The organism is Oceanobacter antarcticus (assembly GCF_044962685.1).
Taxonomy (GTDB): domain Bacteria; phylum Pseudomonadota; class Gammaproteobacteria; order Pseudomonadales; family Oceanobacteraceae; genus Oceanobacter; species Oceanobacter antarcticus.
In genome coordinates this window covers 10,716-30,621 of the sequence record NZ_JBBKTX010000023.1, presented here as the reverse complement: position 1 = coordinate 30,621, position 19,906 = coordinate 10,716, and the positions used below count along the sequence as shown (strand labels likewise).

General features: G+C 54.2%; 20 protein-coding genes and 1 riboswitch. Of the genes, 16 read left to right on the top strand and 4 right to left on the bottom strand.

Annotation, left to right across the window (positions count from 1 at the left end):
* The first annotated feature begins 41 nt into the window (after nucleotides 1-41).
* Together WG929_RS16645 and WG929_RS16640 are read left to right on the top strand one after the other, a co-directional pair.
* Nucleotides 42-521: a hypothetical protein gene (locus WG929_RS16645; protein ID WP_416206995.1), complete on the top strand. Its 480-nt coding sequence runs from the start codon at nucleotides 42-44 to the stop codon at nucleotides 519-521.
* 142 nt (nucleotides 522-663) lie between these two features.
* Nucleotides 664-1,500, top strand: coding sequence for a siderophore-interacting protein (locus WG929_RS16640; RefSeq protein WP_416206994.1), 837 nt, complete (start codon nucleotides 664-666; stop codon nucleotides 1,498-1,500).
* A gap of 18 nt (nucleotides 1,501-1,518) precedes the next feature.
* Here WG929_RS16640 and WG929_RS16635 read toward each other — a convergent pair whose 3' ends face one another.
* On the bottom strand, nucleotides 1,519-2,106 hold the full coding sequence (locus WG929_RS16635) for a YbhB/YbcL family Raf kinase inhibitor-like protein (RefSeq protein ID WP_416206993.1): 588 nt from the start codon (nucleotides 2,104-2,106) through the stop codon (nucleotides 1,519-1,521).
* 312 nt (nucleotides 2,107-2,418) lie between these two features.
* On the opposite strand from WG929_RS16635, the gene WG929_RS16630 reads away from it, so the two are divergent.
* The 4 genes from WG929_RS16630 (at nucleotide 2,419) to WG929_RS16615 (ending at nucleotide 6,513) form a co-directional block, all read left to right on the top strand.
* The gene (locus WG929_RS16630) at nucleotides 2,419-3,516 is read left to right on the top strand and encodes an OmpA family protein (RefSeq protein WP_416206992.1); all 1,098 of its coding nucleotides are present in this window, start codon (nucleotides 2,419-2,421) and stop codon (nucleotides 3,514-3,516) included.
* Between the two features lie 272 nt (nucleotides 3,517-3,788).
* Nucleotides 3,789-4,325, top strand: a complete 537-nt coding sequence (locus WG929_RS16625; protein ID WP_416206991.1) for a hypothetical protein — start codon at nucleotides 3,789-3,791, stop codon at nucleotides 4,323-4,325.
* 327 nt (nucleotides 4,326-4,652) lie between these two features.
* Complete coding sequence (locus tag WG929_RS16620; protein WP_416207029.1) at nucleotides 4,653-5,087, top strand: energy transducer TonB; 435 nt, start codon at nucleotides 4,653-4,655, stop codon at nucleotides 5,085-5,087.
* 4 nt (nucleotides 5,088-5,091) lie between these two features.
* On the top strand, nucleotides 5,092-6,513 hold the full coding sequence (locus WG929_RS16615; RefSeq protein ID WP_416206990.1) for a hypothetical protein: 1,422 nt from the start codon (nucleotides 5,092-5,094) through the stop codon (nucleotides 6,511-6,513).
* Here the strand turns inward: WG929_RS16615 and WG929_RS16610 are convergent.
* Together WG929_RS16610 and WG929_RS16605 are read right to left on the bottom strand one after the other, a co-directional pair.
* Nucleotides 6,510-6,983, bottom strand: a complete 474-nt coding sequence (locus tag WG929_RS16610; protein ID WP_416206989.1) for a MaoC/PaaZ C-terminal domain-containing protein — start codon at nucleotides 6,981-6,983, stop codon at nucleotides 6,510-6,512. The two genes, WG929_RS16615 and WG929_RS16610, sit on opposite strands and share 4 nt — an antisense overlap.
* Before the next feature lie 100 nt (nucleotides 6,984-7,083).
* Nucleotides 7,084-8,091, bottom strand: coding sequence for an alpha/beta fold hydrolase (locus tag WG929_RS16605; RefSeq protein WP_416206988.1), 1,008 nt, complete (start codon nucleotides 8,089-8,091; stop codon nucleotides 7,084-7,086).
* 301 nt (nucleotides 8,092-8,392) lie between these two features.
* On the opposite strand from WG929_RS16605, the gene WG929_RS16600 reads away from it, so the two are divergent.
* Nucleotides 8,393-10,093, top strand: a complete 1,701-nt coding sequence (locus WG929_RS16600; protein ID WP_416206987.1) for an AMP-binding protein — start codon at nucleotides 8,393-8,395, stop codon at nucleotides 10,091-10,093.
* Between the two features lie 110 nt (nucleotides 10,094-10,203).
* Here the strand turns inward: WG929_RS16600 and WG929_RS16595 are convergent, their stop codons facing one another.
* Entirely contained in the window at nucleotides 10,204-11,016 is an 813-nt protein-coding gene (locus WG929_RS16595; protein ID WP_416206986.1) for a type IV pili methyl-accepting chemotaxis transducer N-terminal domain-containing protein, read from the bottom strand.
* A 564-nt stretch (nucleotides 11,017-11,580) separates the two neighbouring features.
* A riboswitch (cobalamin riboswitch) is annotated at nucleotides 11,581-11,723 on the top strand.
* A gap of 171 nt (nucleotides 11,724-11,894) precedes the next feature.
* Between WG929_RS16595 and WG929_RS16590 the strand changes: the two genes are divergently transcribed.
* From WG929_RS16590 to WG929_RS16550, 9 genes are read left to right on the top strand one after another with little or no spacing between them, the layout of a single operon-like run.
* Nucleotides 11,895-12,719 carry an ABC transporter ATP-binding protein gene (locus WG929_RS16590; RefSeq protein WP_416206985.1) on the top strand — a complete coding sequence of 275 codons (825 nt, stop codon included), beginning with the start codon at nucleotides 11,895-11,897 and terminating at the stop codon, nucleotides 12,717-12,719.
* Nucleotides 12,716-13,738, top strand: a complete 1,023-nt coding sequence (locus WG929_RS16585; protein WP_416206984.1) for a FecCD family ABC transporter permease — start codon at nucleotides 12,716-12,718, stop codon at nucleotides 13,736-13,738. The genes WG929_RS16590 and WG929_RS16585 overlap by 4 nt, the downstream gene beginning before the upstream one ends.
* 14 nt (nucleotides 13,739-13,752) lie before the next feature.
* Nucleotides 13,753-14,823, top strand: a complete 1,071-nt coding sequence (gene cobT / locus WG929_RS16580) for a nicotinate-nucleotide--dimethylbenzimidazole phosphoribosyltransferase (RefSeq protein ID WP_416206983.1) — start codon at nucleotides 13,753-13,755, stop codon at nucleotides 14,821-14,823.
* Nucleotides 14,823-15,617: an adenosylcobinamide-GDP ribazoletransferase gene (gene cobS, locus WG929_RS16575; protein ID WP_369854625.1), complete on the top strand. Its 795-nt coding sequence runs from the start codon at nucleotides 14,823-14,825 to the stop codon at nucleotides 15,615-15,617. Before cobT ends, cobS begins: the two co-directional genes overlap by 1 nt.
* Nucleotides 15,614-16,138 carry a bifunctional adenosylcobinamide kinase/adenosylcobinamide-phosphate guanylyltransferase gene (gene cobU / locus WG929_RS16570; RefSeq protein ID WP_369854624.1) on the top strand — a complete coding sequence of 175 codons (525 nt, stop codon included), beginning with the start codon at nucleotides 15,614-15,616 and terminating at the stop codon, nucleotides 16,136-16,138. The genes cobS and cobU overlap by 4 nt, the downstream gene beginning before the upstream one ends.
* Nucleotides 16,139-16,141: 3 nt before the next feature.
* Complete coding sequence (locus WG929_RS16565; protein ID WP_416206982.1) at nucleotides 16,142-16,813, top strand: histidine phosphatase family protein; 672 nt, start codon at nucleotides 16,142-16,144, stop codon at nucleotides 16,811-16,813.
* The gene (locus WG929_RS16560) at nucleotides 16,779-18,395 is read left to right on the top strand and encodes a cobyric acid synthase (protein WP_416206981.1); all 1,617 of its coding nucleotides are present in this window, start codon (nucleotides 16,779-16,781) and stop codon (nucleotides 18,393-18,395) included. The genes WG929_RS16565 and WG929_RS16560 overlap by 35 nt, the downstream gene beginning before the upstream one ends.
* Nucleotides 18,379-18,984 carry a cob(I)yrinic acid a,c-diamide adenosyltransferase gene (gene cobO, locus WG929_RS16555; protein ID WP_416206980.1) on the top strand — a complete coding sequence of 202 codons (606 nt, stop codon included), beginning with the start codon at nucleotides 18,379-18,381 and terminating at the stop codon, nucleotides 18,982-18,984. The genes WG929_RS16560 and cobO overlap by 17 nt, the downstream gene beginning before the upstream one ends.
* A complete protein-coding gene (locus WG929_RS16550; protein ID WP_416206979.1) occupies nucleotides 18,981-19,895 on the top strand; it encodes a cobalamin-binding protein in 915 nt (304 codons plus the stop codon). Before cobO ends, WG929_RS16550 begins: the two co-directional genes overlap by 4 nt.
* Nucleotides 19,896-19,906 lie beyond the last annotated feature (11 nt).

Genomic DNA, 19,906 nt, shown 5'->3' with positions numbered 1-19,906 from the left:
CAGTGTGGGTGTGACTTGCTTCTACTGTACCGGATTATTGTGTGAACAAAAGCCAACTGAAGTCCTGTTTGCTCGCGTTATTGGATCAGGAAATAGACGTTGCCCTGGCGTCGGCCCGAACTGCGCAGGAAAGCGCCTCGCATGAAGGCAACAAGCCGGAAAATCAATACGATACCTTGAGTCTGGAAGCAGCGTATCTGGCCCATGGCCAATCAGAACGTATTTGGGCATTACAGCAGGAGCGTATACACGTGGCTCGCTGGGCTGTGCCACTATTTGATGAGGATGCGGTGCTGGCATTGGGTGCTCTGGTTGGTCTTGAGCCGGTTGCAGCGACTGGCGCTTCGATACGTCGTTGGTTCTGGCTGACGCCTGTCGGTGGCAGAACCTTGCTTCAATCTGAGCAGTCGGTGCAGCTAGTATCGATATCGGCACCGCTGGCAAAACGTTTGTTGAAGCTGGGGTTGGACGACGAATTGCAACTGGGGCCAGATGTCTGGCGGATCGTTGCTGTCAGTTAGGTCACAACTGGTAATCAGCGCTGCGCCTATGACTGTGTGATATAAATTTTGAGAATCATTCTCGTCTTATATGTCCAAGGCGTTACACTGGCATCTGTTATCAGGTGTATTCAACCTGTCTGTTTTTTTATCTGGAGCTGTTATGTCTCGTCCTTCTCCTCGTGAACTGGTGGTTCATTCTACATCGCGCCTGACGGCCAATATGCAGCGGCTGATCTTGACCGGGGAGGCACTGGCCGACTTCCCCGTTGACAGTGCGAGCGGGTACATCAAACTGATGTTTGCTACCGATGGTGAACCGCTCACCCAAGCGACTGCGGGAGGGCAACGTCCGCTGATGCGAACCTATACTGTCCGGGCATTTGATCCGGAAAAACGCTGGTTAAGCGTTGATTTTATGCTGCATAACCATGGCCCACAGCCAGCTGGACCCGCCGCCAGCTGGGCAGAGAGAGCTCAACCCGGTGACCGTATTCTGGTTGGTGGGCCGGGGCCAACCAAATTTATTTATGCGGATGCCGACTGGTACTTTCTGGTCGGTGATATGACGGCATTACCTGCGATCAGTTGTAATCTGGAGCAAATGCCTGCCGCTGCTCGTGGTTATGCAGTGATTGAAATTGCCGGGGAAGATGATCGCCAGGCTCTGGTATGTCCGCCAGGGATCGAAGTGATCTGGGTGGTGGATGCCAGCCCTGTGCCATCTCTGGAACAGGCGGCTGTAACCGCAGAAACCAGTGCTTTACTGCAACAGGTACGAGCGTCCGAGTGGCTGCATGGTGATGTGGCGGTGTGGGCTGCCTGTGAATTTCACAAGATGCGTGCGTTACGGCAGTATTTCCGTCAGGAACAAAACACCGGCCGCAAGGAAACCTATATCAGCAGTTATTGGAAACTGGGTCGTAGCGAAGATGAGCACAAGCTCGATAAACGCGCCGACCAGGAAACCATTGACCAGGAAGTCATTGACGCGCCGTAGTCAGGCCAGATTCATCGGCTAACGGCTGTAATAAAGCGTAAATGCTGCTTTGTCTATGGCGTGGGCATTCAGCATGAATCCGACCAGGGCAGCGCTGGCATCTTCCGGGATATCAAGGCTGGGCTGGTCGAGAGCAAACAGCGTGAATTGGTAGCGGTGCGGCTGATCTCCGGCCGGAGGGCAGGCACCACCAAAGGCATGGCTGCCGTAATCATTCCGCCCTTGCTGGGCAGAGGCTGGCAGCAGGATTGAATGTTCAGCACCAGCATCTTCTTCCAGAGCATGGCTGTCAGCGGGCAGATTAAACACCTGCCAGTGCCACCAGCCCGAGCCGGTCGGGGCATCCGGGTCATAGACAGTGATCGCAAAGCTTTGTGTCGCTTCTGGCGGGTTAAACCATTCCAGTGCTGGCGACACGTTGTCTCCGGTGCAACCGAAACCTGAATATACGTTGCGGACACTGAGGCGTGACTCCGGCTCGATCGTTGGGCTGCGAAAACCAAAACTGCTGCCATCGGCGTGAGCTGAGAGCGCGGCTGTTGCAATACCCAGGGCACTGATCGTGAGCAGTGCCATTTTCTTGTAGCTGCTGGAGCAAATCGACATGGCTGTTCTCTCTCTTCGTCTGCAGAATCCATCGACCGGGTGATTATTTTAGCGTGCCTGTTTTAGTCTGATCATATGTCATCACACTTTTGCATACTATGACGTTGACTCAGGTGGGGGTATTCGACTTTGTTGGGTGGAAGGCTGATTTCTATGTGTTGCGACTGAATGTATATTGTACAAACAGCCTTGGCGACCACGACAGTTACGCATTTTGCAGGCTTTATGCTCGATTCTGCTTGAACTGTCACTCAGGCTTACTAATATGCGCGCAGTATAGAAAGAGTACACATTGTTCACTTGGAGAAAACTATGTTGACCAAACCATTATTGGTAGCCATGGCAGTTGCGACCGCAGCAATGGCACACGCCGACAAGGATATGTACGTAACCGCTGGTACCGGATTCGTCGAAAACGAGATTTATGACGATTTCAAACTTACCAGCGGCGACTCCATTAACGATTCCTGGACCATGGAATTGTCACTGGGTTATATGGTACTGCCTGCATTGGCAGTCGAGGCGTCTGTTACACTACCATCTTTCCTGCAGGGCGATATGAAGCCGGAAGTGACTCAGTACCAGCTGAAAGGTTTGTACTTTTTTGGGAAGCGCGCTCTGAAGCCTTACCTGACGGCAGGTTACGGTATCGAAACCTTTGATGTGCCTCAAGATTCTGCCTTTGACGAAAAAACGCACGTCTTGACTTGGGGTGCGGGCTTGCAGTACGACTTGAGAGAAGACCTGTTCGGTCGCGCGGAACTGCATGTTGATGAAATGAGCGACGAAAGTAACGAACACGGTGTGTTTATGCTGGAAGTCGGTTACCGCTTTGGCAATGACAGTGGCACTACCGTTACTCGTGTCAAGGAAACAACCAAGGAAGCCTACGAACCGGTTAAACAGAAGGTTGCTGAAGTCAAGGCACCGGTTAAGGAAAAAGTTGCGCCAGTAATTGCCCCTGTTGTTGTGCAGAAACCTGCTGACAGCGATGGCGATGGCGTTCCAGACGTCAAAGATCAGTGCCAGGCAACGATTACCGGTGCCAAGGTGAATGCGAAAGGGTGTGCTGTGTTTGAAGGTAACCTGCGCGGTGTTAACTTTGAAAGCGGCAGTGCCCGTTTGACTGCTAACGCGCGTGTTATTCTGGACAGCGCAGCAGCCGAGTTACGTCAGTACCCGGATGCCATGATCGAGATTGCCGCTTTCACAGATAGCCAGGGTGCGGAAGCTTTCAATCTGCGTCTGAGTCAGCAGCGTGCAGACTCTGTACGTAATTACCTGATTGGCAAAGGCTTGGCTGCGGGTCAGTTGACTGCGCGTGGTTATGGTGAAGCCAGCCCTGTCGCATCGAACGAAACTGCTACCGGTCGTGCAGAAAACCGTCGTGTTGAGCTGAGCGTCAAGTAAAGTCCTGCTGCGCCAGTGGTCTTTTACCACTGGCGCTTGTCTGTTTTTTGGGTAGTCAGGCACCCTGGCTGCTAATGTATCCAGAAATCCCCTTATTTCTGCCCGACCGACAGGTAGCGGTTTCTTACTTCTGTGGTACTGATTGTCATCTGCTACTTCGGTAGTGGGCATTGCGGGCCAGGGTTGATAAAAACATTGACCATACTGGCTCCTGTACGCATTCTTTGCGGCGCCCGAAAACCGGATAAAACAATAACAAAACGGGGGTGACCATGTCCGAAATTGCCGTTCAGCTGGCAGGCTCAGAGCTCTGGCTGCTGGAACAGGTTCAGTTTTGCTTGCAACATGAACTCAATGCTTCACTGCAAACGTCCCATTATCTCGCAATTATCGTCGCAGGTGGTGCCCGACGGTTTGTTGAGTGTGAAATTCCCGAGTGTATTACCCGTCATTACCGTCAGGCCAGTAGTTTCAGACATTGCAGCTTGTCTGCGGATGACCCGTTGGTGGGGCGTGCGCTGGCCGGTCAACCGGTCAGTGAGTTACTTTGGCGCTGTGCTTGGCAAGCCTGGAATGGCGATGTGCTTCCGGGCGGCAGTTTTAATCGTCGTGGCCGTTTGCGGGCTTTGCCAGCTGCGCATCTACTGGTCGAAGGGCTGACTGCGGAAAGAGAGCTGATACAGCAACTGGCAAAGTTGTTGTATCAGCAGGCGCTGACGTCCCGGCAACTGGCCGACTTGTCTGGCGCGCCTGATGCCTTGGCGGAACGATTTTTTGCAACGGCAGAGTGTGCAGGCTTACTCGAATAAACCACGTTTATAGGGTTGACGTGCTTATTTCCAGACTTCAACCCGTTTGCTGCTGCTCGGAATTCTCTCAACGTCTGGCTGTCTGGTTAACCTTGGTGGCCAGATGCTCCCCTTTGGTTGTATCTCTTGTTACTCCGTTAAATTTGGTTTTACTGAGCGCCTGCTGTGGCAGGTGGCGGGCTGTGCCTGCATCCATGCTTATTTTGACAACGGCTGCCGACAATACCGGTAGGGTGGAGGCGATGGATTTGTTAGCATCCGCTGCAGGGTATCGGGTTAATGTTCAGATGGTTGGAAGCAGCTCAACGGGAGTAGCAAGTGCAGGAGATGGTTAACTATTCAGAGCGTATGACATCGATTCTGGCTCTGATCTTCGTACTGGCAGGCATTGCGCCCTTGACCGGTTGTATGACGACAACGGTCACCAGCCGATCCGGGTTTGAAGTGCCGACGGAGGCACCGAAAACACGAGGTGTCACCCGCCTGATCTTTGCGGGTGATGTTCAGCCTGTGGTTCGTATATCGCCTCATTATCCTGACAAAGAGTTCAAGCGGGAGCGGGAAGGAAGGGTAGTGATTGAGTTCACGATTCTGGCGACAGGACAGATTGGTCAGTTACGATTGATTGAGTCCAGCGGCGAGGATTTTGCAGAAGCGGCGGGAATGGCCATGCGTGGTGTACTGTTTCAGCCGGGATATGCTGGTCAAACGCTGAGGGTCGAGGCCCAGTTTCTGATCCTTCGTGCTGGGGCTTCGGGCTAGCGTTATGGGAATGCCTTTTTGCCGTGATGTTGGAACCAAAGGGTACTGCCAGGCACGGTCTGCTCTCGTTGGCTTGTTATTGTCGTTCTGTTTATTGCCGTCTTATGCGGCTGAGCCGGTCAGACCGCTGGGTGCTGATCAATTGCGGGTGTTGACGGATGAGTTGCTGGTGTTGCTGTATCAAAGGCAAACCGGGCTTTTGGAGCAGCCGGCTGCCCGTTTGTTGGCGCAAGATCCACGACTAACACCTGCTCAACAGCGTTTGGCACGATACGCGCGAGTCCGTTTTTTGCTGGCGCAAGGACAACCTGAGAGTCTCAGTGAAGCCATGGATTTGTCGGCCCGGATCGATATCGTGCGCAGTGATCGCTCTGCGGGTGTCACGCTGCCTGAGGTCGGTTTACTGGCCCGACTGGAGGTTATTCTGGCGGCCAGAAGGTTGGGGGTAAAGTCGGAATTGCTGGTGTTTTTACTGCAAACACTACAGCAGGAGGTGGCTGATTCGAGAGTGCTGCTGGATCCAGAGTCGGCACGTCTGATGGCGTCAGTGCAACTGATGGTATGGATGACACAGTGGCAGACGGGCGCAGGTGTCGATATGCCACAACTGTCGAGATGGATAGCGCTGGATTCGCCCTGGTATGCCACCGCCCTGGTGCTGCAAGGGGTCAAGGTCTTGTTACCCGTCACTAACGGACCGACGCTCTGGTTGCATTCGGTGCCTGTGGCAGCTGCCGGGGGAGCCGTATACCCCGGCAGGCTTGATCTGTTCCGGTTGGAGCAGGCGATGCTGCAATTGCAGGTACTGGATGCCATGGGAGCAGTCTCAATACGATCCTTGTTTTTACAGAATCTGTATCAGGGTTTGCAACAACATATCGGTGCAATACGCCAGTGGCAGCATCCCGAGCGATTGGATCAGCTGTTGGCACATTGGCTGAGGCCGGTAATGATGCCCGATGCCGCAGAACCGGATGACCGCTTCAGGGCGTTTGTGGGGTGTCCTCTTGCTGGAGCGTTGACGGATGACATGGACGTTGCGGCGCGTTGCCAGCCGCTGTCTCTCAGTTATTTGCATCCGGCCATTCGCTCGCGTTTGTTACGTGTTGCCTGGGTTGACCGCCAGGAATCACTGGCGTTACTGGCGCGCCTCGACAGCTTGCAGGCCGATCTGCTGCTGCTGGAACAGTCGAGTATGGCCGATGCACGTTTGTTAACGGCGGACGTGTCCGAGTCAGCAGAAGCACCAGCGTTGGAAGATTTACTGCGCGGCAGGCAAGCGGCTTATGATACCCAGGCGAATTATTATTATCAGTTGGCGCAGCGCCATGTATACCTGAGTTTGCTGGTGTATCTGGCGCAAGAGCGTCAACGGCTGACCAGCTACTTGAGTATTGTGCACGAGCAGCTGGTCGAGCTGGATTAGCCCAGGCTGATTTCTGTCAGTTCGGGCATATCGATAGTCAGTTTTTCGGCAGGGGCAATCACGATGGCTTCACCGGTGACGACGGCTTTGCCATTCTGGTTGGTGATTGTGGTGTCGAGAATCACTTCCTGCTTGCGATCACGCTTTTCCTTGACCGTCAGGGTAACGGTGACGGTGTCACCAATCATGATCGGCCGTTTGAACTGGACGTTTTGTCCCATATAAATTGTGCCTGGTCCAGGCAATTCCATCGCCAGTGCTGCAGAAATCAATGCGCCAGAGTACATGCCATGGGCAATCTGACCCTTGAACTGAGTGGTGGCAGCGTAAGCCGGGTCAAGATGCAGCGGGTTGTGATCACCGGATACCATGGCAAACAGCTTCAGGTCGCGTTCGTTAATGGTGTGCGTGCGCTGACAGCTATCGCCGATATTCAGTTCGTCATAGGTGCGATTGGTAATGGTTTCCATAGAATCAATCCGATGTCAGAGTGAGGATTATATAGCCAGGCTGGCCGTGGGACGGCGCGAGTGTAGCGCGAATTTGAACCGTCCATGTGTCATTCACAAGTCATGTGTGTTGTTGTTGACCAAAATCATCTTTCAAGGCAGATCTTGTCCTTGTGGAGTAAGCGAGGGTTGTGTTTAACCACTTCAACAGATCAGACCGTACTTGATCGGCATTGGTTTCGTTAAACATTTCATGACGCCCGCCAGGATACAGTAGCGTTGTGACCTGGTCGTGACCGGTACGGCGCAAGGCGTTATCGAGCGCCCTCACCCCGCGACCGTACTGACCGACGGGATCCTGGTCTCCAGATAACAATAAAATGGGCAGGTTGTGGGAGATGGTGGTAAAGGCATCTTCTTTGGCGAGGTTGCCCAGGGCCATAAAAAAGTTCTGCCAGAATTCGGCGCTGCAATCAAATCCGCACAGAGGGTCTGCTCGGTATTGCTGCCGTATGGTTGCATCACGGGTAAGCCAGTCCCAGGTACTGGAGGCTTGTTTGATACGCTGGTTGTACCCGGCAAATGCCAACCTGCTGAGCAGGGCGGAGGGCGCTTGACTCGTTCCACAGCGCGCCACCATACGGGCGACGAGTTGGCCTAACTGGCATAACCAGCGTGGTTGGTAGCCGCTGCCGGAAAGTATCACACCTGCCAACTCCTCAGGGGGTTGCATGATTTCGGTCAAGGCAACAAAGGATCCCATTGAATGGCCGAGTACAATGATCGGTATGCCGGTTTCAAGATGCCGCTGGGCTGCTTGACGAGCGCTTCTTGCGTCATTTGTCAGCTGCTGCCAGCCGTTTTCTGGGTGGGTGCTTTGGTAGGGAATATGGCCGATTGGCTGGCGTTCCCCGTGACCTTGGTGATTGTGTACCAGTACGGCGTAGCCAGCTGCTGATAAGGTATCGATCAGTGGCTGATAGCGGCGCCAGTGTTCAGCCATACCGTGGTATATCTGCATCAGTGCCACAGGTTCTGTAGCTGGCATAAACAGCGCAGCATTAAATACCTGGCCACCAGCACTGGCTATACTCAGGGAGTGGATAGATGGGCCACTGGCATGATTCATGGGGTGTTCCTTTTCTGTCTGCATTGGGCAGTGGCTGTGTGGAAATACAGGTTGATGTGCTGAGTGTCTGTTTTTTTGTTGGCTTTTCGCTATCTTGCTGTCCGCTGAAGAATAAGATTTGTCAGAGTGATGGTGTTTAAGGAAACAGTTTTTTGCCTGAGTTTCAAAAGATGGTTACACTTCCGGGCTCTGGCTCAACAGTCACTCGTGACCCGCTACGGAAAAGGGGGTCATTGCAGCGGACACTATGAGCAGACGCGACGTATAAGAATAACCAATGTTGGGGTGTAAAGGGGGCGGTATGAACGAGCAGTTCTTCCAGGAACGCTATCCGGAAAATTATCCAGGCACTATTGATGCCGACAAGTACCATTCAGTCATCGAGCTATTCGATCGCTTTGTGAAAAAATTTGCCACGCGTCCCGCCTTTGTTTGTCTTGGGCATACGCTGAGCTACAACGATCTGGATGTGCTGAGTGCCCATTTTGCCAGCTATCTGCAACATAATCTGGGTTTGCAGCCTGGCGATCGGATTGCCATCCAGTTACCCAATATTTTGCAGTATCCGATTGTGGTGTTTGGAGCCATGCGGGCCGGGTTGATCGTGGTTAATACCAATCCTCTCTATACCGAGCGGGAAATGGAACACCAGTTTAATGACTCGGGTGCCAAAGCGCTGGTGGTGCTGGCCAATATGGCTGAAAAAGCGGAGAAGGTGCTCGACCGTACCGGTATCAAGCACGTGGTGGTGACGGAAGTGGCAGATCTGCATCCGGGACTGAAACGGTTGCTGATCAACGGCGTGGTGAAATACGTCAAAAAACAGGTACCTGATTATCATATTCCCACTGCGGTATCGCTACGACAAGCGTTGGCCAAGGGCTCCAGGCGTCCCTTTCGGCCATGCCCTGCCTCTGGTAACGATGTTGCCGTACTGCAGTACACCGGTGGCACTACCGGGATTGCCAAGGGAGCGATGCTGACCCACCGTAATCTGATCGCCAATATGTTGCAGTGTCACGGCCTGTTTGTCATGGCGCTGGATGAAGGCGTGGAAACCGTGGTAGCACCTTTGCCGCTGTATCATATTTATGCCTTTACAGTGCATTGTATGGTGCTGCTGGAAACCGGGAATTGTTCCTTGTTGATTCCCAATCCGAGGGACATTCCCGGATTTATCAAAACCTTGCAGCAAAACCCTTTTTCGGCGTTTGTTGGCCTGAATACCTTGTTTGTTGCCCTGTGTCACCAAGACAGTTTCCGGGCGCTGGATTTTTCCAGCCTTAAACTCACGATTTCTGGCGGTATGGCATTGACATCGGCGGCAGCTGAACGCTGGAAAGAGGTCACGGGTGGCGATATTGCAGAGGGGTATGGCATGACGGAGACCTCTCCGGTGGTGTCGTTTAATCCGCCCGGACATATTCAGCTGGGCAGTATTGGTATGCCGGTATCGAGCACAGTCTGTATTACCGTGGATGATGAGGGCAACGAATTGCCGTTGGGCGAACCGGGGGAGTTGTGCGTCAAGGGGCCGCAGGTGATGAAAGGCTACTGGAAGCGTGAAGCAGCTACCGATGAATCATTCCTGCCGGGTGCGGATGGCTTGCCTGCCCGTGAATGGCTGCGAACCGGAGACATTGCTGTTATTCAGGACGATGGCTACATGCGTATCGTCGACCGCAAGAAAGACATGATTATCGTCTCCGGTTTTAACGTTTATCCAAACGAGGTTGAGGATGTGATTGCGGCTCATCCTGAAGTAATGGAAGTCGCCGCCATTGGCATTCCCGATCTGAAAAGCTCTGAAGCAGTGAAGGTGTTTATTGTGGCGAAGTCCGAGCTGACGGATGCCGATATTCGACACTGGTGCAAAGAGCGGCTGACCAATTACAAGGTACCGAAGCATGTCGAGTTTCGCACCGAGTTACCGAAAACCAATGTTGGCAAAATTCTCCGGCGCGAACTGAGAGCGGAAGAACTTGCCAAGGACAGTGAATAATAATCTGAATCTGGGGGTTGTTAAACCGTAGTGCCGAATACGCAGGACTGAGTTTGGCCTCTGTCCTGCGCCGCTTACGGCTCCGGCAGTAGATCCTTGTTAACGGATTATCAGGATTGATCTGGAGGTAATTCTCCGACGAGCACGGCCTCGTACTGGCTGGTGATCTTATCCAGCTTGGCCAGCAGGGTTTCAGTCATCTCGTGGATATGCGGGACTTCCTTACGTTTATTGGCACTTTCCTGAAACAGGCGAAAGGTGGCTTTTGAGGTCATCCAAAATGACGCGGCCGATTCCAGTGATACCGCCAGTTGTGGCGTGGTAAAGCGCGAATGCATCAGCTCTCGAAGCGTGTGGTCGAACAAGGCAATGGAGGCATCCAGATCGGAATGTATCCATTGGTTGTCATAGCCCCAGTAAATGGCGATACAATTTCTGGCAATGCGTTGCGACAGCATGCGTTGTCTGCCTGCAAGGTAGACCATTTTGGCGCCATGATGGCCTTGCTGGTCTGCCTTGCTACGAGCCACATCATCACACAACGCCAGTAAGCGGTCATTTTCCTGGATCAGCGTACCAATAAGATTGTGATCCGGCCGTGCCATAATATGTTTACGGTGAGTTTCCCACACAGACAGCGTATTGATCAGCAGTTCCTGGATAACGTCACTGGATTCATCTTCCATCAGTCGTGCCAGCCGTTGTTCAAACAGCATGACGCTGACGTCGCGCTGGCTACTGGCTGAGCGGGGACTGATTCCGGCACCAATCATCAGATGATCTTTCATCATTCGCTGGCTGAGCATGACCAGACTGCCTGTCATTGTTGCGACAGTATTGTCCCTGCCAGCGGTGTAGGCGTTCTTTTTCGGTCGCTTGATCCAGAAAAACCAGATTAATGCGAGAAAGAAGATCAGAAGCATGTGAATTCCTCCGTGAATTCCCTCCAGCGTGACGATTAACCTTCACCGTCAAACGCGCTGGTGCTTATAAGCTTGGAGAGAACGACAGTCGGGTTATTTGATTGCTCTACAATGCAGCAAAAAATAGCGTGTACTAAGGTCGAAATCAACTAATGACCTTATCAATAGATATTTCTCGCAGTAACTGTCTGGATGGTCTGCCTTTCACCTCAACATGGCGGTATATGTCTGATTGTTTGACGCAGGGTCTGCGCTTGCTACTGCGGTTGCTCCCAGTCCCTCAATTTGAACTTGTGTAGGGGCAGTCCAAATCACTACGGATGCGCCTGGAGAGGCCCAGAGTGTCCACTTCCTCATAAGCGTTACTGATAATAAGCATAGCGCTGTTTTCTGCCGGATTACGTGTTTGCTGGTTGCTTTCTGTACAGATTGAGCGTTGAGTCTGATTTTTTAAATATCCTTGGAGATCAGTGAATTTTCTGCTGTGAAAGGCATCGGCTATGCAAGCATTGTCCTGTAGCGATTAGCCATCGTATGGAATTTGCTTTGCTGATATAGTCCACCGCTATCAAACAGGTGTCAGGCTGCCGTGGCGGCCTGATTTAATTGGGAATCCGGTGCAACTCCGGGACTGTACCCGCAACTGTAATTCTCTGGCCGTAACGGGCAGGGGAAAGTCAGATACCAGCCTGGGAATTGTTTGGCCGACATTCGGCGTGGGCGCGCTGTAATGTCTGGTCAATAAATGATTCTGTCTCTTGAATTTTGTTCGTGCGGGAATACACGAGCCATCTCCTTTCCCTGTTGATGCAGTTTGTCGACAGTCGACGGTGTTGGATGGTAATCCTGGGCATGAACTCTTGTTATCTGGTGCTTCCATGGTTGGCTGTTCCGGTCTGGTGGTTGACGAGCTGAGGCTCACGATTGATCAGCAACCGATTCTGAAATGTATCTCTTTTTCACTGCCTGCCGGTTCCGTGCTCGGTGTGCTTGGCCCGAACGGTGCGGGCAAGACCAGTTTGCTGCTGGCGTTGTCGGGTCAGTTAACTGGACAGATAACGGCGACTACGCTGGCCTGGCAAGATCGGCCATTGTCCGATTACAGCCTGAATCAGCGTGCCCGGCGTATCGCGGTTGTGAACCAGCTGAACGATGCGGTCTTTGCCCTCAGTCTGCGGCAAATGGTACGCATGGGGTTGTTGCCGCACCAATCCTTGTTGGGACGGCAGTCAGCAGCCGATGACGAGCGGATCGATCAGGCGCTGGAGCGTGTTGGCCTGGCAGAAAAATCAACCCGTGTATTTTCGACCCTGTCTGGCGGCGAGCAACAACGTGGTCTGATTGCCCGTGCCCTGGTGCAGCGGGCGGAACTGATTGTGCTGGATGAACCTGTTAACCATCTCGATGTGTATTTCCAGCACGATGTGCTGGCCTTACTGGGCCAGCTGGCACGTGATACCGGGCTGACGGTGGTCATGAGTCTGCATGACCTCAATTTGTCCGCGCACTACTGTGATCAGCTGTTGCTGTTGGAAAATGGCGAACAGGTGGCTTTCGGGACGCCGGACAGTGTGTTGGTGCCGGAGCGTCTAGAGCGTGTTTTTCGCTTGCCTTGTGCGGTTCGTCGCCACGACGACCGGGCGTTACGGGTAGATTTTTCACCCTTGCCCTTAACCGTTCAAACGCGGGATAAACGGCGATGAGGCAGCGTTGGTGGTGGTTGCTGGCCGTGGCGGTGTTATCACCGCTGGCTGCGCTGTTTTTTGGCTCTGCCAATTTGTCACTGGATACTGTTTGGCGTTGCCTCGTCGGTTTGCCTGTTGATCCACTGGATCAGTTGATTTTTACCGACTTGCGTTTGCCAAGAGTTGCTGCGGGGGTTTTGGTCGGTGCCGGGCTGGCGATTGCCGGAGCATCCTTGCAGAACGTCACACGTAATGGCCTGGCGGATCCTTACTTGTTTGGGGTGGTCGCGGGCGCCGGATTGGGTGCCAGTGTGGTCACGGTGCTGATGGGCTCGGCACTGGCCCAGCATCCGCTGCTGGCGGGGTTGCTGGGTTGGTTACCGACGGCAACCGCTTTGCCGATTGCTGCGTTTGGCGGTGCACTGTTTGCGGTGATGCTGGTACAGATACTGGCAGTCACTTCGTTTGCCCGCAGCTCCGAGCAGTTGTTATTGGGCGGCGTTGCCATTTCACTGATGCTGGGTTCGCTGACGCATTTTATTCTGTTTGTAGGCGAGCCGTTTGCGGCCAATAAAGTCTTGTTCTGGCTGATGGGCAGTCTTGCCAGAGTGGAAAGCAGTCATCTGTTGCTGCTCTTTCCCGTAGTGCTGATTTGTAGTGCTGTTTTATTGCTGTTGGGACGACATTTCGATGCCATGCTGCTCGGCGATGACAATGCCCGGACGCTGGGGGTTGATGCGGTTCGGTTGCGGGCCTTGGCACTGGTGATGTGCGCCGCTCTGACGGCAGCGGTGGTGGCCTACTGCGGTGGTATCGGTTTTGTTGGTCTGATGATTCCCCATATTGTGCGGCGTTGGCTGGGGGTGACGAACCGAACACTGATTCTGGGGTGTTTGTTACTCGGCAGTACCTTTCTGGTATGGGTTGATGTGATTGCCCGATCGGCGGTTGCCAGTCAGGAAATTCCCATCGGTATTATCACCTCGGCGATTGGTAGTGTGTTTTTTCTGATTGTTATGCGTCAGCGTTTGGCCTGAGCGGAGCCCGGTTTATGCAAGCTGTTCATTTTGATATTCAAGCTGTCGGGAATACCTGGCTGACACACATACAACAGCGGATTGATGAAAAAACCAAACCGTTGGGGTCGTTGGGAGAACTGGAAGGGTTGGCGGCCAGGCTGGCACAGATCCAGACTCAGACCCTTGATGGCGTTGCTGCTGGCCGTATTAGCATTGTCCGGCCGACCATGCTGGTGTTTGCAGCTGACCATGGCATTGCTGGTCATCCGATCAGTATTGCTCCGCAAACGGTGACCGAACAGATGGTTCGCAATTTCCTTGCCGGTGGCGCGGCGATCAATTGTTTTTGCCAGGCCAATGAAATGGCGCTGATGGTGATTGATGCGGGCATGATCAGCCCGGTCTGTTCGGATCATCCGTTGTTGTTGACGCGCAGGGTCAATGCCGGAACCGATGATTTCTCCCAGCATGCGGCGATGACAGCGGCGCAGTGTCAGCAAGCGCTGCGATATGGCGCTGACGTTGCCCGAGACCAGATCAGCGCCGGATCAAATGTACTGGGCTTTGGCGAAATGGGCATCGGTAATACCAGTTCCGCCTCGGCTGTGCTGGCGTTACTGGAAAATATAGCGGTAGACCGTGTGGTTGGGCGCGGAACCGGAATCAACGATGACCAGCTGCAGCTCAAGCGTGAACTGATTCATCAGGCCGTTCAGCGGATTCGATCCATGCACCCGGAGGTGACTGCTGACATTGCCATGCAGGAAGCTGGCGGGTTTGAAATTGTCCAGATGGTGGGGGCGATGCTGGCGGCGGCAGAGCAGCGGGTGACGATTCTGGTTGATGGTTTTATTGTGTCGGTGGCGGCACTGCTGGCTTGTCGTATGGCACCCAACTGCCGGGACTATCTGGTGTTTTGTCATCAGTCGGCTGAGTCGGCACATGGCTTGACGTTACAGGCGTTGAATGCACGTCCTTTACTGAGTCTTGGTTTGCGCCTGGGAGAAGGCACCGGTGCCGCATTGGCGCTGCCATTACTGCGGGCTGCGGCTGCGTTTTATAACGATATGGCGACCTTCGCCAGCGCCGGGGTGGAGGTGTAATGGCTGCGATGACCTTGCTGCTGCGACAACACGGGCAGCGCTTGCAGTTGGCGCTGGGTTTTTTGACCCGTTTGCCGATGAGCCGTCAGTTGCCATACAGCACGGACAATATGCACAAGGCGCTGGGCTATTTTCCCTTGGTGGGTTGGCTGCTGGCCGGGTTGCTGACGGTTGTGTTCCTGCTGGCTGAGGCCGGTCTGGGGACGCTGCCTGCGGTTTGTGTACTGCTGATCACCAGTTTGCTGTTGACCGGGGCGTTGCATGAAGACGGTCTGGCCGACTGTTTTGATGGTTTTTACGGCGGACTGGAGCAGCAGCACAAGCTCACCATTCTCAAGGACAGTCGGCTTGGCACCTACGGCAGCAGCGCCTTGATACTGGCCTTGCTGTTCAAGTTTGTCCTGCTGGTGAGTCTCGCAGGTCAGGGAGAATTGCTGCTGGCGCTGGTTATTGGTTATCCCTTCTCCCGTGCGCTGGCAATTACTCATGCACAAGATCTGCCTTATGTCTCGGCACCCGGCAGCAGTAAAAGTGATCCGCTGGCACAGCCGATGAATGCGGTCTTGTTGGCGCAGGTGCTGATAACCGGGACAATAGGCCTGTTGTGGTTGCCGTTCTGGTCGGCCCTGACGGTGATCGCTGCTGTTGTGGTAATGCGCCAGCTGCTCAAACAATGGATGCAAAAGCACCTGCACGGCTTCACCGGTGATTGTCTCGGTGCCGCCCAGCAGCTGCAGGAACTGTTGATCTATACGGTATTACTCGCCCTGGCCCAACATGGATACCTGACATGATTCATTTAATCCTCGGTGGTGCCCGCTCTGGCAAATCCCGTTACGGGTTAGCGGTGGCCAGTGCTCTGGCGATACAGCAAGGCGTGGATCAATATTTTGTGGCGACGGCGACGCCCTTCGATGACGAAATGACCAGCAGAATAGAACGACATCAGCAGGAAAGGGGGGAAGACTGGCAGCTAGCTGAAGTCCCTCTGGCACTGGCAGAGTATTTGAATCAGCAATCAGGTACTGGCGTTATTCTGGTGGATTGCCTGACGTTGTGGCTCAACAACCAGTTTTATCACTTACCTGAACAGGATTTTCCGGCGCTGTTCGCTCAAATGACCCAGGCGCTACAGCAATGCCGTATGGATGTTGTGCTGATCGCTAATGAAATCGGATTTGGGGTGGTGCCTGCGGGCGGAGTCAGCCGGGCGTTTGTCGATCAGGCCGGGTGGTTGAATCAGGCCTTGGCAGCCATTGCCGACCGGGTAACCCTGGTGGTTGCCGGGCTACCACTGACCGTGAAAGAGGTATAAGGCATGACTACAGGGGATACGATCATTGATCTCGTTCGTCATGGAGCGGTAGCGGGTGAGCCAGCGCTGTATGGCAGCACCGATGTTGCCCTTAGTAACGCTGGCTGGCAGCAGCTGGAACGTGCGTTTGCTGCTATTTCGGCCCCGGTCAGTGTCGTCAGCTCGCCGCTGCAGCGCTGCCAGGCCTTCGCCACGCACTGGTCGCAACAGCAAGGGCTGACGCTGGCGATTATTGCTGAATTACGCGAATACGATTTTGGCGACTGGGATGGCATTCCGTTTGACGTGTTGTTCGGTACGCCAGAGGACAACCCCGACGGCTGGAGCGAACTGGAAGCCTTTAGCCAGTTTCCGGCAGGCAATCCACCACCTGGGGGAGAGCGAATTGAACAGGTCTATGAACGGGTGGTTCGTGGCTGGAACCAGGTGCTCAAGCAGAGCGCTGGCGGCCATACCGTGGTGGTTTGTCATAGCGCCGTTATTCGTTTGATTCTCGGTTATTTACTCCCGGTCGACTGGCGTGATGGCAGTTGGTATTCCTCGCTGTCGATCCATTACGGCAGCCGTACCCGCATCCGTATTCCGGCCCACCCGGAGGCCGCTGCGGTGGTGGAATGTATTGGCTGGTTACCGGCTGACAATGATCAGCCAGAAAGGCAACACGGTGGTGAATAACTGGCAATCTCCCAGCACCCTGATGGTACAGGGCACTACCTCGGATGCCGGTAAAAGTTTGCTGGTGGCGGGATTGTGCCGGTGCTTTCGTGATCTTGGTATCGCGGTGGTGCCGTTCAAGCCGCAAAATATGGCGTTAAACAGCGCGGTGACTCTGGATGGTGGCGAAATTGGTCGCGCTCAGGCGCTACAGGCCAGAGCTGCTGGTCTGCAGCCGCATGTGGATATGAATCCGGTGCTGCTCAAACCCAACTCGGATACCGGTGCCCAGGTTATTATTCATGGCCAGGCCGTCACCGATATGGAAGCAGCGGCTTACCATGATTACAAAACCACCGCGATGACTGCCGTGCTGGCTTCCCACCAACGCTTGCAACAGCAATATGAGCTGATTGTGGTTGAAGGTGCGGGCAGCCCGGCGGAAATCAATTTGCGCGACCGCGATATTGCCAATATGGGGTTTGCCGAGGCGGTGGATTGCCCGGTGATTATTGTGGCGGATATCGATCGGGGTGGCGTATTCGCCCAGCTGGTGGGGACACTCGAACTTTTGTCGGCCTCCGAGCAACAGCGGGTGGTGGGCTTTGTGATCAATAAATTTCGCGGTGATCTTGGCTTGTTGCAGCCTGGTCTTGACTGGTTGCAGCAGCGTACCGGCAAACCGGTATTGGGTGTGTTGCCCTATTTAACCAATCTGGGTGCGGCAGCAGAGGATGCCATCGAGATTGAGCAGCAACTCGACACCTGGGATGTCCGGCTTCGGGTCAAGGTGCCGGTGCTGTCCCGTATCAGTAACCACACCGACTTCGACATGCTGCGCCAACACCCCCAAGTGGATTTCAGCTATGTTGGTCCAGGTCAGCCACTGACCGATGCCGACTTGATTATCCTGCCGGGCAGCAAGAATGTACGTGCCGAACTGGATATGTTGTGTAACAGCCGCTGGGCCAGCGATATTGCCCGCCACCTGCGTTACGGTGGCAAGGTGATGGGGATTTGCGCTGGCTATCAACTGCTGGGGCAGGGTATTCATGACCCGGACGGCGTCGAAGGCGTTGCGGGGAGCCGTGTTGGTCTGGGGTATTTACCCATCGAAACCCGGCTGTATCGGGATAAATTCCTGACCAATGACAGCGGTGAATTGGCTTTGCCTGGTAGTGAGCAGAATACTGGTGGCGTGCCGGTGACCGGTTATCAGATCCACGCCGGGCGGAGCCGTTACCTTCATGAACAGCGAATCCAGCCTTTTGCCTACCTGCAGGATAGTCAACCGGACGGCTGTTATAGTGACGACAATCAGGTGGTCGGCACCTACTTGCACGGCGTGTTTGATACCCCGCAAGCCTTGCAGCAGATACTGCAGTGGGCCGGTGCCACCACCGACCGGATAGACAGCTATCAGCAACAGCAAGAACAGGCGCTGGATCGCATCGCCAGCGCCTGTGCCGAACATCTCGATATAGCGACATTACTGGCCTTTACCTCGGCCACTGTCACCGCCCCTGAAACCAGTCCTGAAACCAGTCCTGAAACCATTCCTGAAACCGATCGCCGTGGAGAGTCGCGTGAATCCAGTACCTGATAAAAATGCAGCACACAAAGCCAAAATGCAGCAACAACAAGCCGCTGTTGCTGAGCGGGTCAAGGCCGCTCAGGAAAAGCGCGGCACCCTGATCGTGATTACCGGCAATGGCAAAGGCAAGTCCACCTCGGGTTTTGGCACGGTTGTCCGGGCGCTTGGATACGACTTGAAAACTGCCGTAGTGCAATACGTCAAAGGCACCTGGCCTTGTGGCGAACGGGATTTGTTACAAAAACTGGGGGTGCCGTTTCATGTGATGGGCACCGGATTTACCTGGGATACCCAAGATCGGGACAAGGACATCGCCGCCGCACAGGAAGCCTGGGCGGCCAGTAAGGTGTTTCTGGCCGACCCGGAGATTCACGTACTGTTGCTGGACGAACTGACCTATATGCTCAGCTACGAATACCTCGATCTTGAGGAGGTGCTGACGGCGCTGGCCAATCGCCCGGTCGAACAAACCGTGGTGATTACCGGTCGTGATGCCCATCCGCGCTTGATCGAACTGGCCGATACCGTCAGTGAGGTGCAACCGGTCAAACACGCGTTTGATGCCGGTATCAAGGCACGTAAAGGCGTGGACTGGTGAGTCGACCGTATCGGGCGGGTTGGCTGCTGTTGCTGGTTCTGTCTGCTGCTCATGGTGCGGAGCCGGGACAGCAGACAGAACTATCATCAGCAAAACAGGCACCAGCAACAGTGCAGAAAACGTCAAACCCGGCAGACGCCCGAGCATCGCTGCGTATTATCGCCTTGGCACCGCATATTGTGGAATTACTCTATACCATTGGAGCGGGAGCACAAATCATCGGCACTACCGAATACGCCGATTATCCAGCCGCTGCCAATGACATTCCCCGGGTCGGCTCCTACGCCGGTTTGCAGATTGAAAAAATCCTGCAAATGAAACCCGACCTCATTATTGCCTGGCGTAGCGGTAATCCGGTAACGGATCTGGAGCGGCTGCAGCAATATCATCTGAACGTGGTGTATTCCGACGTCACCCGGCTTGACGATGTCGCCAGTGCATTACGCAACTTTGGACGTCTGACCGGCCACGAAGCCAGTGCCGAACAGCATGCTTTGGCTTATGAGCAGGAGTTGCAGCGACTGCGCGCCACCTTTGCCAAGCGGACGCCGGTGCGGGTGTTTTACGAACTCTGGTCGCGGCCGCTGACCACGGTGGCGGCTAATGCCTGGCCACAACAACAGTTGACACTTTGTGGGGCAGACAATCCATTTGCCCAACTGAATCAGGATTACCCTGGGGTCGGGCTGGAGCAGGTGATTGTTTCGATGCCCGAAGTGATTATCCAGCCAAGCCACCAAGGAAATAACAGCATTGATGCCGATGCGGTTAACTGGCAGCGCTGGCGTACCATTCCGGCGGTCAAAAATGGTTATATCATTCACCCGGATGCGGACAAGTTGCATCGCATGACTCCCAGAGCGCTGGATGAAATCGGCCTGCTGTGTGAACAGATCGACCATGCCCGATAAACTGGCTGATA